Origin of the sequence: Clostridium oryzae, from assembly GCF_002029235.1 — a bacterium.
Lineage (GTDB): Bacteria > Bacillota > Clostridia > Clostridiales > Clostridiaceae > Clostridium_AE > Clostridium_AE oryzae.
In genome coordinates this window covers 16,257-32,393 of sequence record NZ_MZGV01000028.1, presented here as the reverse complement: position 1 = coordinate 32,393, position 16,137 = coordinate 16,257, and the positions used below count along the sequence as shown (strand labels likewise).

The 16,137-nt window shown below is 33.3% G+C and carries 12 protein-coding genes; 9 read left to right on the top strand and 3 right to left on the bottom strand.

Annotation, left to right across the window (positions count from 1 at the left end):
• Positions 1 to 63: 63 nt before the first annotated feature.
• The gene (locus CLORY_RS13125; RefSeq protein WP_079425173.1) at positions 64 to 600 is read left to right on the top strand and encodes a GNAT family N-acetyltransferase; all 537 of its coding nucleotides are present in this window, start codon (positions 64 to 66) and stop codon (positions 598 to 600) included.
• Positions 601 to 1,287: 687 nt separating this feature from the next.
• Positions 1,288 to 2,958: a ribonuclease J gene (locus CLORY_RS13120; RefSeq protein WP_079425171.1), complete on the top strand. Its 1,671-nt coding sequence runs from the start codon at positions 1,288 to 1,290 to the stop codon at positions 2,956 to 2,958.
• A gap of 151 nt (positions 2,959 to 3,109) precedes the next feature.
• Here CLORY_RS13120 and CLORY_RS13115 read toward each other — a convergent pair whose 3' ends face one another.
• Both CLORY_RS13115 and CLORY_RS13110 read right to left on the bottom strand, forming a co-directional pair.
• Positions 3,110 to 4,342 carry an MFS transporter gene (locus tag CLORY_RS13115; protein ID WP_079425169.1) on the bottom strand — a complete coding sequence of 411 codons (1,233 nt, stop codon included), beginning with the start codon at positions 4,340 to 4,342 and terminating at the stop codon, positions 3,110 to 3,112.
• A gap of 75 nt (positions 4,343 to 4,417) precedes the next feature.
• Positions 4,418 to 5,644 (bottom strand): MDR family MFS transporter, encoded by a 1,227-nt coding sequence (locus tag CLORY_RS13110; RefSeq protein WP_079425167.1) that lies wholly within the window; start codon positions 5,642 to 5,644, stop codon positions 4,418 to 4,420.
• 165 nt (positions 5,645 to 5,809) lie between these two features.
• Here CLORY_RS13110 and CLORY_RS13105 point away from each other — a divergent pair, with 165 nt between their 5' ends.
• From CLORY_RS13105 to CLORY_RS13090, 4 genes are all read left to right on the top strand, one after another.
• Entirely contained in the window at positions 5,810 to 7,054 is a 1,245-nt protein-coding gene (locus tag CLORY_RS13105; protein WP_242954411.1) for a helix-turn-helix domain-containing protein, read from the top strand.
• Positions 7,055 to 7,201: 147 nt separating this feature from the next.
• Positions 7,202 to 7,621, top strand: a complete 420-nt coding sequence (locus CLORY_RS13100; RefSeq protein WP_079425163.1) for an arsenate reductase/protein-tyrosine-phosphatase family protein — start codon at positions 7,202 to 7,204, stop codon at positions 7,619 to 7,621.
• Between the two features lie 221 nt (positions 7,622 to 7,842).
• Positions 7,843 to 10,014, top strand: coding sequence for a M4 family metallopeptidase (locus CLORY_RS13095; protein WP_079425162.1), 2,172 nt, complete (start codon positions 7,843 to 7,845; stop codon positions 10,012 to 10,014).
• Between the two features lie 174 nt (positions 10,015 to 10,188).
• Complete coding sequence (locus tag CLORY_RS13090; RefSeq protein WP_079425160.1) at positions 10,189 to 10,374, top strand: hypothetical protein; 186 nt, start codon at positions 10,189 to 10,191, stop codon at positions 10,372 to 10,374.
• A gap of 77 nt (positions 10,375 to 10,451) precedes the next feature.
• Here the strand turns inward: CLORY_RS13090 and CLORY_RS13085 are convergent, their stop codons facing one another.
• Positions 10,452 to 11,396 carry a phosphoglycerate dehydrogenase gene (locus CLORY_RS13085; protein ID WP_079425158.1) on the bottom strand — a complete coding sequence of 315 codons (945 nt, stop codon included), beginning with the start codon at positions 11,394 to 11,396 and terminating at the stop codon, positions 10,452 to 10,454.
• Positions 11,397 to 11,517: 121 nt separating this feature from the next.
• Here CLORY_RS13085 and CLORY_RS13080 point away from each other — a divergent pair, with 121 nt between their 5' ends.
• From CLORY_RS13080 to CLORY_RS13070, 3 genes are all read left to right on the top strand, one after another.
• Positions 11,518 to 12,411, top strand: a complete 894-nt coding sequence (locus CLORY_RS13080) for a LysR family transcriptional regulator (protein ID WP_079425156.1) — start codon at positions 11,518 to 11,520, stop codon at positions 12,409 to 12,411.
• A 124-nt stretch (positions 12,412 to 12,535) separates the two neighbouring features.
• Positions 12,536 to 14,188, top strand: a complete 1,653-nt coding sequence (locus CLORY_RS13075; protein ID WP_079425154.1) for a M4 family metallopeptidase — start codon at positions 12,536 to 12,538, stop codon at positions 14,186 to 14,188.
• Between the two features lie 225 nt (positions 14,189 to 14,413).
• Complete coding sequence (locus CLORY_RS13070; RefSeq protein WP_079425152.1) at positions 14,414 to 16,063, top strand: glycoside hydrolase family 43 protein; 1,650 nt, start codon at positions 14,414 to 14,416, stop codon at positions 16,061 to 16,063.
• Positions 16,064 to 16,137 lie beyond the last annotated feature (74 nt).

The following is a 16,137-nucleotide window of genomic DNA, read 5'->3' as shown; positions in this document are numbered from 1 at the left end:
CACAATGGTAAGAAATGTGAAGCGAAGAAAGTTTATATAATATACATGATGAGGAGGATTTTTATGAAGAACCCATATGAAATATGCCCCACTTTTGAAACAGAAAGTTTTATTTTAAGACTCGTTTCAGAAGAAGATTCCGAAGGTCTACTTAAATGTTATTCTGATAGTAAGGCACAAAAAATTTTTAACTCTGATAGGTGTACAGGCGATTTTTGTATTTACACAATTGAGGATATGTTACAATGTACTAAAGCTTGGCTTTGTGCATATTCTCAACAAGAATTTATACGCTTTGCAATTATAGATAAAGCACTATCTAAAGCTATTGGAACAGTGGAAATGTTTGGTTATGTTGGTAAATATAAAATTAAAACGGGAATACTCCGAGTTGATGTTTCTTCTGAATACGAAAATGCAGATTACTTAAACGAAATATTTAGTGTTTGTAACGAGAACTTTTTTGATTTGTTTGAGGTTGATATGATTGCAACTAAGGCAATACCTCAAGCTGTTGAAAGGCGGAATACATTATTAAAAATTGACTTCTGTGAAGGCAATGCATATGAAGGAGAGCACTATTTTTTGCGTTCAAAATAAACACAATCTACAGTAAACTTAATACATAATATTCTTAAAATGTGCATTAAGGGAACTTTTAACAAGTTCCCTTAAAAAATTGCATATTATCAACACTGTTCTTTAACATAGCCTAAATAAAAAAACGGTACAAAGTGTTTATGAAGAAGTTAAAAAGAGACGGTAATATATTTTGAAGTTAGTGAATTAAGATAGAAAGGTAATAGAATTAATAAGATAAAAGTACTATGTAAAAATTAAGAGTTAGAGCATAAAAATGGTCCTCCGGGGCTATTTATACATACTCATTGTCATTCGCAAATAGCCCGTGAAAGGTCATTTAGACATTTCACCCCGACGGAGGCATTTGGAGCGAGTTTAGCAATTATCCGTGTCTTTTAGGCAAATTTCCGTTAAGATGGCGAATTGTTTGAGGCATAGCCGAGTTATGAGCCGTTAGGAAATTTGACTAAAAGATGCTAAAGTTATTGTTGATGCTCATAGGAGAAGTATAATAATACTAAAAAGTTGTTGAAAATAATATTTATTATTTATAGAAGATATATATGGTATAATATTAGATAAATAGAAAGAGAACATTACATTACTATATGTATAAATATTTCCTTTTTTATTCAAAATAAGTATATAAATAATATTTTTATGGTAAAGGGTCGATATGGTATTTTTTACCGGATAGGAGTTTCGATGGTAACAAAAAATAAATCTAAGGTAAGAGTAATTCCGCTAGGGGGATTAGGGGAGATTGGCAAAAACATTACAGCAATAGAGTACGGCGATGAAATAATAGTAATTGACTGTGGGTTAGCGTTCCCGGATACGGAAATGTACGGTATAGATTTAGTTATACCGGACATAACTTATTTAGTTAATAACAAAAGCAAAGTAAAAGGATTGTTTTTAACCCATGGACATGAAGACCATATAGGGGGTATTCCTTATATTCTCAGGCAGCTAAATATGCCTGTCTATGGTACTAAGCTGACACTCGGTCTAGTAAAAAGTAAACTTGAAGAGCACAATATGCTGTCGGACTGCACGCTTATTGAAGTTAAGGCTGGGGAAAGCGTTAAAACCGATAATCTTAAAATTGAATTTATAAGAACCTGTCACAGTATTTCAGATTCCTGTGCCTTGGCTATACAAACTCCGCAAGGAGTTATAGTCCATACTGGAGATTTTAAAGTAGACTATACACCAATTGATGGTGAGGTTATTGATCTTCAGCATTTTGCTAAACTCGGAAAACAAAAGGTTCTATTGTTGATGGCTGACAGCACAAATGTTGAGAGACCAGGATACACCGTTTCTGAAAAAATCATAGGAGAAAATTTGACTAGAATTTTCGGTAAAGCGAAAGGAAGAGTTATTGTAGCATCTTTTGCATCCAATATAAATAGAATGCAGCAAATAGTTAACTCATCGCTGCACTATGGCAGAAAAGTAGCTTTCAGTGGACGAAGTATGGAGAAAATATCTGATATAGCTATGGAATTAGGATATATGCATTTAGATAAAAATAATATTATCAGTGTAGATGATATCGATAAATATCCACCGGAAAAGGTAACTATAATTACTACAGGAAGCCAGGGTGAACCGATGGCAGCCTTGTCCAGAATTGCATATTCCACGCATAAGAAAATCTCAGTTCAGAAAGACGATTTAATTATAATTTCTGCTTCACCGATACCAGGAAACGAAAAGCTAATAGCTAGGCTGATTGATGAACTTTTCAAAAAGGGAGCTGAAGTTGTTTACAATGCTCTTGAAGAAGTTCACGTGTCAGGGCATGCCTGCCAAGAGGAACTGAAGCTTATGCACTCATTGTTGAAACCTAAGTTTTTTATGCCTGTTCACGGTGAATATAGGCATTTAAAACGACATAAATTACTTGCAGAAAGCCTTGGCATGGACTCACAGAACATTTTTATCATGGAAACTGGTGATGTACTTGAACTGAGCAGGAATAGTGCTAAAATGGCAGGCAGAGTAACTTCAGGATCTATTATGATTGATGGTCTTGGCATAGGTGATGTAGGAAACATAGTTTTGAGAGATAGAAAGCATCTGTCTCAAGATGGAATATTAACAGTAGTTGTAACAATTGATAAAGAATCCTTTACTGTACTTTCAGGACCTGACATAATAACTAGAGGGTTCGTGTATGTTAAGGAGTCTGGAGACTTGCTCAAGGAAGCTACCGAGCTAGTAAAGGAAGAAATAGACAAATGTATGGATAAGCGAATTACCGAATGGATGGTAATCAAATCTAATATTAAATGTTCTTTGGGAGAATTTCTTTATAATAAAACTAGAAGGAGACCAATTATACTTCCAATAATTATGGAGATTTAAACTGAAAAATCAGCGATTTTTAGTTTCTAGGAAATTATATATTTTGAAGTTAGTGAATTAAGATAAGAAGGCAACAGAAGCAGTATAATAAGAGCATTTTGTGAATATTAAGAGTTACGGCATAGGGCAGGAAGTGGTTGGAGGAGGCATTTTATAGCCGACGGAAATCACTTCCTGCCCTTTTTTGTGTGAATATTTTTAGTGCAAACATACAGACTACTGCTATAAGCGATATGATTAACGTCAATCCCCATATGCTTTTGCAGCCATAGGACTGTATGTATGCTCCAGAAAAGGATGTGCTAGCAGCTGAACCTATTGCACCTCCAATAGAGTATATAGCGTTTAATCTTGCTCTATAATTGCTTGGACTATTGTTTGCCACATATACACCAGCATTAGTACTGCTCAAAATTTCACCTGTCGTCCATATAATAGTAGATAGAATAATCAGGCTATAGCTGTCTACATAGCCTATCATACCAAAACCTACAGCGTACATAATTCCTGAAAGCACCATGTTGAACAGTGCATGATTTTTTCGAGTTAATGCACCTATAAAAACAGTAAGTACAAGCACAGTTACAGCATTTATGCTCATAACATATCCGAATATGCGGGCACCATCGTTTCTAAATACAGCATTTAAAGTTATAGGTAAAGCAAATTTGTGCTGAGAATAAACAAAGGAATATACTGATTTTATAATAATGAATAAGCATATATGAGGTCTCTTATAAAGCATCTGCAGAATATTCCCACTCTCAGCTTTTTCGGCTTTGTTTTTCGTAGATTTCTTATGTAAGGACGCATCTGGTTCTTTTACGTATTTCCATATTAAGAACACTGCAGCGAAAGAAGTTATAGCATCTCCTATAAATAGCATTGGTAATAGGTTATTAAAAAGAAAACCAGCTACAACAGGACCTACTGAGACACCAACGTTTATAGCGAGATAATTAAGAGAAAAGCCGGCTTGGCGCCTTTCAGCAGGAAGAATATCAGCAATTATCGAAGAAAAGGCGGGTCGCAAAAAGCCATTAAAAAATGTGCTTAGCAGAAGAAAGGATACACTAATTACTGCATTTCTGGTTAAAGCACAGGGAATTAAAAATACAGCAGATATAAATTGTGCTATTATATATACTTTTTTTCTGCCTAAGATATCTGATACTTGTCCGCCTATCATAGATGCGGGTATTCCGATAAGCGAAGCTAGAGTAACGATAAAACCGGATGTAACAGCCCGCATACCTATCTTTTGAGTTAAATATAATGCTAGGAATGGCACGACAAAATCACCAAAGCGATTAATAACTGTAGCTAGACATATGAAATACATTGATTTAGGAAGTCCTGTATAAATACCGATTAATCTTTTCATTTGTGAATCCTCCTGTCTTTGTTAAAAATTAAGTATTACTATAAATAGCTGTTTGCAACATTTTTTAGCCAGAAATCACTTTCCCCTTTTCTCAATTCGTTTTGAAAATACCTTTAACCCAAACATTAATAAAGCTGATATTAGAGCTATGAAGATAGTTAATGTCCAGATGCTTTTATACCCATGATTATGAATATATATTCCAGAAAAAGAGGTACTGATTGCTGCGCCTGCTCCCCAACCTATTGAAGATATTGCATTTAGTCTAGCTCTATAATTGATCGGACTATTGTTTGCCACATATACACCTGAACTTATAGTACTTAATATTTCTCCTGTAGTCCATATTACAGTGGATACGATAAATAGAGAAAAATGATTTATATATCCAAGCATTCCGAAACCTATTGCATAGGATATTCCAGCAAAGACAAGATTAGATAAAGGGTGATTTTTTTTCGTAAGTGCTCCTATAAATACGGTTAATGCTAGAACTGTAAGTGCATTAACACTCATTACATAACCAAACATTTTAGCGCCATTATGGCTGAATACCGAATTAAGCGTTATAGGCAAAGCAAACCTATGTTGAGAATAAATAAAGCTATAAGCTACATTTATTAAAAAGAACAAACATAAGTGAGGTCTTTTATATAGCATTTCAAAAACATTTCCCTTTTCTGCTTTTTCAGCATGATTTTCATGCTGTTTTATATGTTTATGAGATGGGTTAGTCTCTTTAATATATTTCCAAACTGAAAACACTGCAATAAATGAGGTTAGTGCATCCCCTATAAATAGCATGGGTAACAGATTATTAAATAGAAAGCCTGCAACAATAGGTCCTATTGATACGCCAACATTTATCGACAGATACTGCAGAGAGAACCCAGCTTGTCTTTGATTTGCAGGAAGAATATCTGTAACTATGGAACTAAAAGCAGGCCTTATGAAACCATTAAAAAATGTGCTTATTAATAGAGATGTTACGCAGATAACTTCATTTTGGGTAGCAGCACAAGGTATCAAGGCCAAGGCCGATATAGATTGAGCATATATATATACTTTTTTTCTTCCTAATTTATCTGCTACTTGTCCACCGATAAGAGATGCAGGAATACCGATAATTGAAGCTAACGTTACTACAATTCCTGAGGCAGCTGCAGACATGCCAATTTTCTGAGTTAGATAAAGTGCAAGAAATGGTACTACAAAATCACCAAAGCTATTAACGAGTTTTGCAAAACACATAGCATACATTTCTTTTGGAAGGTTTGTATAAGTTCTAATTAATTTGTTCATTTGAAAATCCTCCTGTACCTATAATATTTTACTAGGAAAAGTAAGAAAATTCAAAATAATTATATTGAATTATTTTAATGAATAATAGGCTTTTAATGGTATAATAGATTATAAATTTCACTATAATCAGTGAAATTTGCTTTTAGAAATCAGTTAAAGTGGGGTGTGTTTTTGGAGGATGATGTAAACGTATTTGGCAGTATCTTTGAATATGATTTTTTGTCAGCTTGGATAAAATACATAAGAATTAAAAATGGCTTTAGTCAGGAGGCCCTTGCTCATGGGATATGTTCCGTAAGTCATCTCAGCTATTTCGAAAATGGAAAGAAACATTTGAGAAAGGAAATAATTGAAGCGCTGCTTAATAGATTAAACATTAGAAATATTGATAAGCTTTCTAGTATAGGAGCTGTAAGGCAAAAACTTAATACGATGATGAATGATATTGAAAGTTTTAATTATGAAGCAGCCCAAAGGATATATAACAAACTTGTAAAGATGGAAAAGATTATTGAAATGTCCCCGTATAATATAGAGTTTAAAATATATGAATTAATGTATAAAGTATTTGTACAGAGTAAAAGCTATGATGAATTGATAAATGATATTTCTGTGCTGGATAAGGTATATTTATCACTAAATGATGAATTGAAATATTTATATCTTCATATAACTGGGACTGTGATTTCAAAAAATCATTTCCGTGAGGAAGCTATAAAAAGGCAGAAAATGGCGCTTAGAATTAAGGACACTTCTTGGGTCAATTATGAGCTTGGAAAGACATATACTTTTTACAAAACTCCTGCTACAGGTATTTACTATCTTGAAAAGGCTTTAGACAGTTATGAGAAGGGCGGGAGATACCTAAATGCAGTTTGGTGTCACAATTATCTTGGACTAGCATTTTGTAATTTAAAAATATATGAAACTGCAGAGAAGCATTTCAAGGCGGCTTTAATGTCTGCAGAACATTTTGATATGGATAAATTATATTCTCATCTTTATATTAGTTTTTCCAATTTATATCTTTGTACGGAACAGTACGAAGAGAGTATTAAATGGAGCATCAAGTGTATGGAAAACAGTAATTACTATATTAGTGCATATAACTATTTATATGCCAGTTTGAAACTGAACAGGATAGATCAATGTAAACCTATATTTGATAAATATATTGACCTGAGTAAAGATATTCCTAAAAAATATTATTGTATTTATTTTCTTTACCTAGTAGCTTATAAATTTAACGATATATTTTTCTACGAGGAGGTAAGAAATAAGATATTACCTTATTATGAAAAACTAAAAGTACTTGATATTTGCAGAGATATAAAGCTAAAGCTTATAGAATATCTTGAAAATCATAGAAGATATAAGCAGGCTGCAAAGCTTTATAAAGAACTGTTATAATAAAAGTATATAAGTTACAATAAAGTTCTTACATTATGGCTTCTAAAATATCACTGCTGAATCGGTTCGACCCTAGGATCTTTTAGAAGTCAGAATGTATTAGAACTTTCACAACTTATATAGATAAAACCAAGGAGGAATTTTACTATGAAACCAAAAGTAGCATTTATTTGTGTACACAACTCTTGCAGATCACAGATGGCAGAAGCACTTGGTAAAATGTTTGCTGGAGACGTTTTTGACTCTTATTCAGCCGGAACTGAACTAAGACCTCAGATAAACCAGGACGCAGTCAGAATAATCAATCAGCTTTATCATGTAGATATGAATGAGACACAAAAGTCAAAGCTTCTTCATGATATACCTAAAGCAGATATAGTTATTAAAATGGGATGCAATGTCGTGTGCCCTTATCTTCCTTCGAAACATGAAGAAGACTGGGGACTTGACGACCCTTCTGGCAAAAATGATGACGAGTTTATTAAAACAGCAAAAATTATAGAAGAAAAAGTTAAGGATTTAGCAAAGAGAATAAAGAACAATGAAATAGAAGAAATAAATTTTTAGAAATCTTGTATAGCAAAATTAATCATACACTTTTATGTTTTCTCTAAAAAATCAGCAGACAAGGGGAAGTAAATACGAAGGCATCTTTCAGCCTAGAGCTTGCTTCCTCTTTTTTTAATTGTGTAAGAATATATAGGCAAAATATTTAGAAATAGAAAATATGCTGAGATAAATGATATAATCAAATAAACATATCGAAAAGCGTTAGGGGAGATATTATAGTGAAAAAGAGTATATCAATTTTCTTGAGCCTAGCATTACTCAGCTCTGTGCCTGCATATGCGAAAAATATTGGGACTTTAAAAAATGGACAAGCTATTGATAATGATAAAAAAATAGCAGCGAACAATATAAACATAAACAAAAAAAGTGGACAACTATTTATATCTGGAAGACTTTCTGGAAAACAAACTGCTAGTAAGAAAACGGCAATCAACTTTTTAGAAAAAAATAAGAATTTACTCAGTGTGGATAATCCTTATAGTGATTTAAAATTTGAAAAGTCGCAGAAGGATGATACCGGTGATACGTTTGTGAAGTTTGCACAGGTCATTAATGGAGTGAAGGTTGAAAATAGTTCTATAAATGTACATTTTGATAAAGATGGTTCTGTGGCAAGTATAAACGGTAATACAACTAGTACTGAGAAGGTGGAATCACTTGGGAATAAGTTAATTACAGAAAATGATGCAGTAAATATAGCAGAAAAACAATTCAATTATGAGACATTAAAATACGCTCCTAAAGTGGAAAAGGTAATTCTAAATAATAAAGGCAAAAACTATGAAGTGTATAAAGTTAATATTTTTTATATCAGTCCGACCATAGGAAATTATGATGTTTACATTGAAGTAAATTCAGGAAAAGTAATTAAAATTGAGAACAATATACATTATGATGGGATGACAACTGGTACAGGTATAGACGTACTTGGAAATTCAGTAAATTTGAATTTGAATTTATCTCTAAATTTATATCAAATGAAGGATTTTAGCAGATCTGAGGATGAAACAAAGGGCATTTATACATTTTCATTAAACCATAGAACTTCTGGCAGAGGCACACTTGTATCAAGTTTCACTAATGCTTTTACACAGGAAAGACAGAAACCATCAGTAAGTGCTCATTACAATGCTGGTAAGGTTTTGGATTTTTATAAGAATCTATTTGACAGGAACAGTCTTGACGATAAAGGAATGGAAGTTGACTCATATACGAGTTATGACTACAAATTTAACAATGCATTCTGGGATGGCAGTGAGATGGTGTATGGAGACGGTGACGGAAAACAATTTACATATCTCAGCGGAGACTTAAGTATTGTTGCTCATGAAATGACCCATGGTGTGATACAGAATACTGCGAATTTAAGCAGTGATAATCAGCAAGGTGCATTAAATGAATCCATGGCAGATGTATTTGGCGTACTTATTTCTACATATACAAAATATAACGTAGCGTCTGGCGGAAATTGGGAATTCAACTCTGCAGATTGGGTAGTAGGAGATAAGGTATATACACCAGGCATTTCAGGTGATGCGCTAAGGAGTTTGGCAGACCCCAAATTATATGATCAGCCCGATAATATGAGTCATTATGATAACGAACCAGACACGGAAGAAGGCGATTATGGAGGAGTTCATGAAAACTGCGGCATAACTAATAAAGCAGCATATCTTATAGCTAAAAACATTGGTATGGAAAAGACGGCTAGAATATATTACAGAGCATTGACAGCTTATTTAGATGCTTATAGTGACTTTGAGGACGCTAGAAATTGCCTTGTACAAGCTGCTCAGGATTTGTATGGTGAAGGCTCAAATGAGGTCGATATAATTAATAGTGCATTTAATTCAGTTGGTATAGTACAAGTAACAGGCATAAAAATAAATAAAACCTCGATAAGTCTAAAAACGGGAAAGTCAGTAAGTCTTTCTCCTGAAGTGCAGCCTGCAAATGCAACCAATAAGAATGTAACTTGGGAAAGCAGTGATACTTCTGCAGTAAAAGTAGATAGTAACGGTAAAATCACTGCATTAAAACCAGGAAAAGCAGAAATAATAGTGAAAACTGCAGAAGGAGGATATACGGCTGAATGCAATGTTACAGTATCTTTAGCAGCACCAGCCTCCGTTACTGCAAAATCTTCATCCAGCAAGAGCATTACTATAAGCTGGAAGAAAGTAACGGCAGCATCTGGCTATAAGGTTTATAGAGCTGCATCAAGTAAAGGTACATATAAATTAACAAAGACAACAGCCTCGACAAAATATAAAGATACTGGACTTAAAAAGGGAAAAACTTATTATTATAAAATTAAAGCATATGAAACTGCAAATTCTAAAAAAGTGTACAGTAGTTTTACTTCAGTAGTGCATGCTAAATCTAAATAGTTAAGAAAGATAAGAGAAGGGTGAAGAAAAATTCAAATGAATTAAATTTCTTTTACACTTCTCTTTAGTTTACTAAACATGAATTGACTTAATAACAGAGTTTTGTTATCGATTTTAATAGCTTGAAGATTAAAATATAATTTGCAATAAATTTATGAAAGTACTGCAGGAGTTATGGCTGCAGTACTTTTTGCCTTCAGATATATGAATCTGATTCAGGGAAAGGGCATGTTTATAACTAAATTTCACGGATTAAAAAAAATACCTCTGAAGCTTGGGGTGACTAGGGAAAAACAGAGAGTAGACCCGCTAAATAAGAAGATGTATATGCTATACAAGTTAAATGCAGTTAGGAAATAGCGATTAAATATATAATGCTAAAATTTCGTTGTAAGAAATTTTAGCATTTATAAAATCAGCAATTAGTTTAACCTGTTTTAATATCCTCTGCTAATCTTAGCCACATTAATAAGCTCTTCTTTGGCTGCGAAACGTCTCATATTTTCGTAAATAAGATTTAATCGCCTTGTTACAGCTAGTTCCGAGCACCAGCTGTTATGAGGAGTTATTATTACATTGTCCATATTCCAAAGAGAGCTGTCCTTCGAAAGCGGTTCTTGTTCTAGAACATCTAAAGCAGCGGCAGCAATCTTACCGTTTTGCAAATTCTTTATCAAAGCTTGTTCATCCACAATACTTCCACGGGCAATGTTAATAAAGAATGCACCATGTTTCATACTAGCGATTCTCTTTTCATCAATAAGATGATGTGTGTCTTTTGTATAGGGGATAGTTATGACAACAATGTCACTTTTAGCTAGAACTTCATCTAATTCTTCCATTGGAAAGCAGCTATTAAAATGTTTTACAGCATGACCAGTTGTATTTACACCTATGATGTTGACCCCAAAGCCTTCAAGTCTTTTAGCTGCCTCAGTTGCTATGCTTCCAGTACCAACGAACCCTACGGTTTTGCCGTATAGTTCAAAGATACTTTCGTCTGGTTCCCATCTTTTAAGCTGTTGCTTTCTGTAAAAGGACATGCTATTTTTTAATAGATTTAATATGTCCATTACAATCCATTCACCTATTGGAATTTTATATCCGCCAGAATTGTTTGTTACTGTAATACCATTTTTTGTTACTATATCTTTTGGAACATGGTCGAAGCCTATGCTGGCCAGTTGTATCCATTTTAATTTTGGAAGTTTATTTATATCTAATTTAATAAATGGATTATTACATACCATCATCTCAATATCTTTTATACTATCAGAATATTTTATTTCATTTTCATTAATAAAAGTTATATTATATCCTAAATCTTCGAATTTTTTTATCTTATCAGCATAATAGTCGAATGTAAAAAGAGCTTTTATCATTTTATGACCTCCATTTTAAAGTAGATGAGTATACAATTTAAATTACACTTAAGTTGTTTCACGTTCAATTCATTATTATGATATAATTATTCCAAAATAGAATAAATCAAGAGGTGCTTCAATGGAATTTGAACAGTTGAAATATTTTCTAACCATTGTTAAATATAAAAGCTTCACCTTAGCAGCGTATGAACTGTGTATATCTCAGTCTTCACTGTCTAAAAGAATTAAATCGCTGGAACAGGAGCTAGGAGTCCAGCTCTTTGATAGAACAACGAGAAACATATCTCTTACAGCTTTTGGAGAAGAATTCATTGGCTTTTCAACAAGGGCTACAGGTGAATATGATCAAATGGTATTTAAGCTCAAAAAGCATATAGAATTAACACACAAAAGCATAATAATAGGTGCAGCGCCAGTAGTAAACTACTATATGATATCATCGCTTATATCAGCGTATAAGAATAGCTTTCCGTACATAAAAATAGAATTTATTCAGAAGAAGAATAAGGAGCTTATTAAGATGCTTAAAGAAAACCAGGTTGATGTAGCTTTTTTTCTCACTGACTCAATGGAAAGCAAATACTTTAACATATATCCCGTAATATATGATAGGGTTGTAGCAGTAGTCGATCTAAAACATCCACTAGTTAAAAAAGAGTGCATTACTTTTTCTGATGTAAAAGATGAGAAGTTTATTTTTTTTGAACCTGCAGCAGGTATGAACGGAACGGTGATAGATTTGTGCAGGCAAACGGGATTTACTCCTAATATCTTATATAACTGTACTCAGGTTGATACAATGCTAGGACTTGCAGCGGAAGGCCTTGGAGTAGCTATTATTATGGAAAAAGCTGTTAATTATTTTAATAATCCTCGTATTAAAGTATTGCATTTTGAAAAAGACATTACTGCATCGATGGTTTTAGCAATAAATGCTAAAACTAAATTATCAAAGACAGTTGTAGATTTTAGAAACTTCTCTCTTAAATGGATAAATCGAAATACGTTATGAAGCTAATACATGCCGGATAAATAGAATACAGTAAAAATAAGGTTGCATTATTCCAAGTATATTATATTATAAATATATATTGGATTATTATGGATATATTACGATATGGATTTGGGGGAATGATATGAAAAGAAAATTTGCTGTTGCTTCTTTAAGTATAATTTTATTTGGCACTTCAATAAACAGCTTAAGTCTAAAAGCAGCTGATCCAATAAAAAGTATAGAAAAGAGACAAGCTATACAAAGACTTGAAGGCTTGAGCAATGGAAAATTGAAAATGTATGATAAGAATGGACAATTATTTTTATCAGGACAACTTTCTAAAAAGCAGAAGGTTGGGAAGAAGGCAGCCATTGATTTTTTGCAAAATAATAAAAGTATATTAGGAATTGAAAATGCCTCGAGCGATTTAGAAGCTGTTAAAACAAAAAATGACAATAAACATACCTATGTGAAATTTGTACAAGTTATTAATGGGATTAAAGTTGATAATACATGCCTAAATGTGCATTTTAATAGAAAAGGATATATAACGAGTGTAAATGGGAATTTAGAAAAGTTTAAGGAAATTAAATCTCTAGGCGGCAGAACAATCTCTGCAGAGGATGCTGTTTCTATAGCAAAAAAACAGTATAGTTATGATAGCTTAAGGTTTGAACCGAAAGCTGAAGAAGTTATAGTAAATAAAAACGGTATAAATTATCAGGTATATAAAGTTAACATTTCTTTTATGAAGCCTAATATAACAAACCATGATGTATATGTAGAAGTGCATTCCGGAAAGGTCATTAAGACTGAAAATAATATAAGAATGAATGGCCCAATTACTGGATCTGGAGTTGATGTGTTTGGTAAGAAGAGAAAATTAAGTTTGTATAGGGTATCTGAAAAATACAAAATGAAAGATGTCACAAGAGATGGCACTGAGGGTATATTGACTTATAATCTTAATAACAAGACCTCCGGCGAAAAATTAGTTTCCAGCACTAAAAAAGCATTTAGTGGCGAAAAGTATAAAGCCCCTGTGAGTGCTCATTATAATGCAGGTTCAGTAATAGATTTTTACAGAAAATTATTTGACAGGGACAGCCTTGATGACGAAGGAATGCCTATTGTCTCATACACACATTATAAAAAGAAATTTAACAATGCATTTTGGGATGGATACGAGATGATCTATGGCGATGGTGATGGAAAAAAGTTTACTTATCTCAGCGGTGATTTAGGTATAGTAGCTCATGAGATGACACACGGTGTAATAAGTAACACTGCCGATTTAGAGTATCATAATGAGTCTGGTTCATTAAACGAATCAATTGCAGATGTATTCGGTGTGCTTATTTCAACCTATGATAAATATAAAGTTTCAAGCGGAGGTAAATGGAAATTTAATAAAAAGGATTGGGTCATAGGCGATGGAGTATATACTCCTCGTAAAACTGGAGATGCACTGCGTAGTTTGGCGGATCCTACATTATATGAACAACCAGACAATATGGATGATTACGTATATTGTGATGATGTAAAGGAAGAAGACTGGGGAGGAGTTCATTTAAATTCAGGTATCCCGAATAAAGCAGCATATCTGATAGCTAAAAAGATAGGTATGGAGAAGACAGCTAAGATATATTATAGGGCATTAGTAGAATATATGAACCCGTCTACTGATTTTGAGGATGCTAAGAACTGTCTTTTACAGGCAGCAGAGGATTTGTATGGGGAAAAAGCTGAAGTTCAGGCTATCAGTGTTGCATTTGATTCGGTTGGTATATATTAAACTTTATAAATGGTTTAAATAAATATAAACTATTAGACAATATTTTATCCATAACTTAGTATTATGAAAATTACGTATTTTCACGGTTATGGATAACTTTTAGAGAATACTAACATACTCTTGCATTTATTGCCAACACACAATATAATTATTAATATAAAACGTTTTATATAATCTTAAAATTAAGACGTTAATTAATAATATAGAAGCGAGGGATTTGTTAGGATGAAAAAGCCATCAAAAAGGTCCGTATTATATTTTGTTATTGTGGTTATGGTTGTTGTTATTTGTGTAGTGACAATTGAAATCGTTAGGAGGACAGGCAAGTCTGAACAGAAAAGTATTAGTTCTCAAGTAAAGAAATCTAAAAAAAGAGTTTCGGTACATGATCCTTCTGTAGTAAAGGCTGGTAATAAATATTATGTATTTGGCTCTCATATTGAAGCTGCTCAATCTACAGATCTGCAGAATTGGACAAAGTTTACTAATTCCTACAAGACTCCTGGAAATAAACTCTATGGAAATCTATCAAAAAATCTGGCTGGTTCTTTTGCTTGGGCTGGGAAAGATGATTCTGACTGCAAAGGTGGATATTCAGTATGGGCACCCTATGTATTTTGGAATAAAAACTATGTAAACGATAACGGCAAAAAAGGTGCTTATATGATATACTATTGCACTTCGTCTACTTATAAGCGTTCCTGCATAGGATATGCGGTGTCTCAAAATATAGAGGGCCCATATAAATATGTTGACACAATTGTCTATTCGGGTTTCACGAAAGATGAAGCTTACGATTCAGGAAGCGAAATCAATACTAAGTACACAAATACAAACATTAAGAAGCTAATAGATAAGGGAACTATAAAAGGTCCTAACTCGAAATGGTTTGGTGATGGTGGCGTTTACAATACAGAATATGCCCCTAATGCTATTGATCCAGATTTGTTTTATGATAAAGAGGGTAAGCTTTGGATGGTGTATGGTTCATGGTCAGGTGGAATATATATGCTTCAAATAGATGAACAGACTGGTAGAGCTATATATCCTGGTAAGGATGGAATTGCGGCTGGCGGAAATGTAACAGACAGGTATTTTGGAATTAAAATAGCAGGGGGATATACAAGGTCAGGGGAAGGCCCGTTTGTAGTGTATGATAAAAATACAGGCTACTATTATCTTTATGTGTCTTACGCAGGCTTAGCTGCTAACGGCGGCTACAATATGAGGCTATTCAGATCTCGAAACCCTCAGGGACCGTACTTAGATGCAGCCGGCAATAAAGCCACATTAAAAGGTAATGTGGATAATGCCTACTGCGGGATTAAGCTTATGGGCAATTACAAATTGAAGAATATGAGAGTGGGATATAAATCCTGTGGACATAATTCATCGTTTATTGATTCAAATGGTCAAATGTACCTAATCTATCATACTAGATTTAATACAGGCTCAGAGTATCACGAAGTTAGAGTACATCAGATGTTTGTTAATAAGGATGGATGGCCGGTTGTTGCTCCTTACGAATATAGTGGAGATAATATTTCAAAAGAGGGATATTCAGAAAAAGACGTTGTGGGAGAATATGAATTCATTAATCATGGTACTTCCAATAGCGGTGATACTATGCTTGAAACGAAGAAAATAATTTTAAACAAGGATAGGACTGTAACTGGAGACCTAAAGGGCAATTGGACAATGAAAAACGGTACTTATAATATGAGTGTAACCATAAATAATATTACGTATAAAGGAGTATTTTTCAGGCAGCAGGACGAATCAGATAAAGTTTCTAAAGTTATGACTTTCAGTGCAGTTGGAACAAATAATGAGTGTGTTTGGGGAAGTAAATCAGCAAAACTAAAGGCCAATTGATATGGTGTTTAAATCAATATGTATATCTGCTTTTATAAAATATAAAATATATTGACTTATAGTTCAATCTAAGG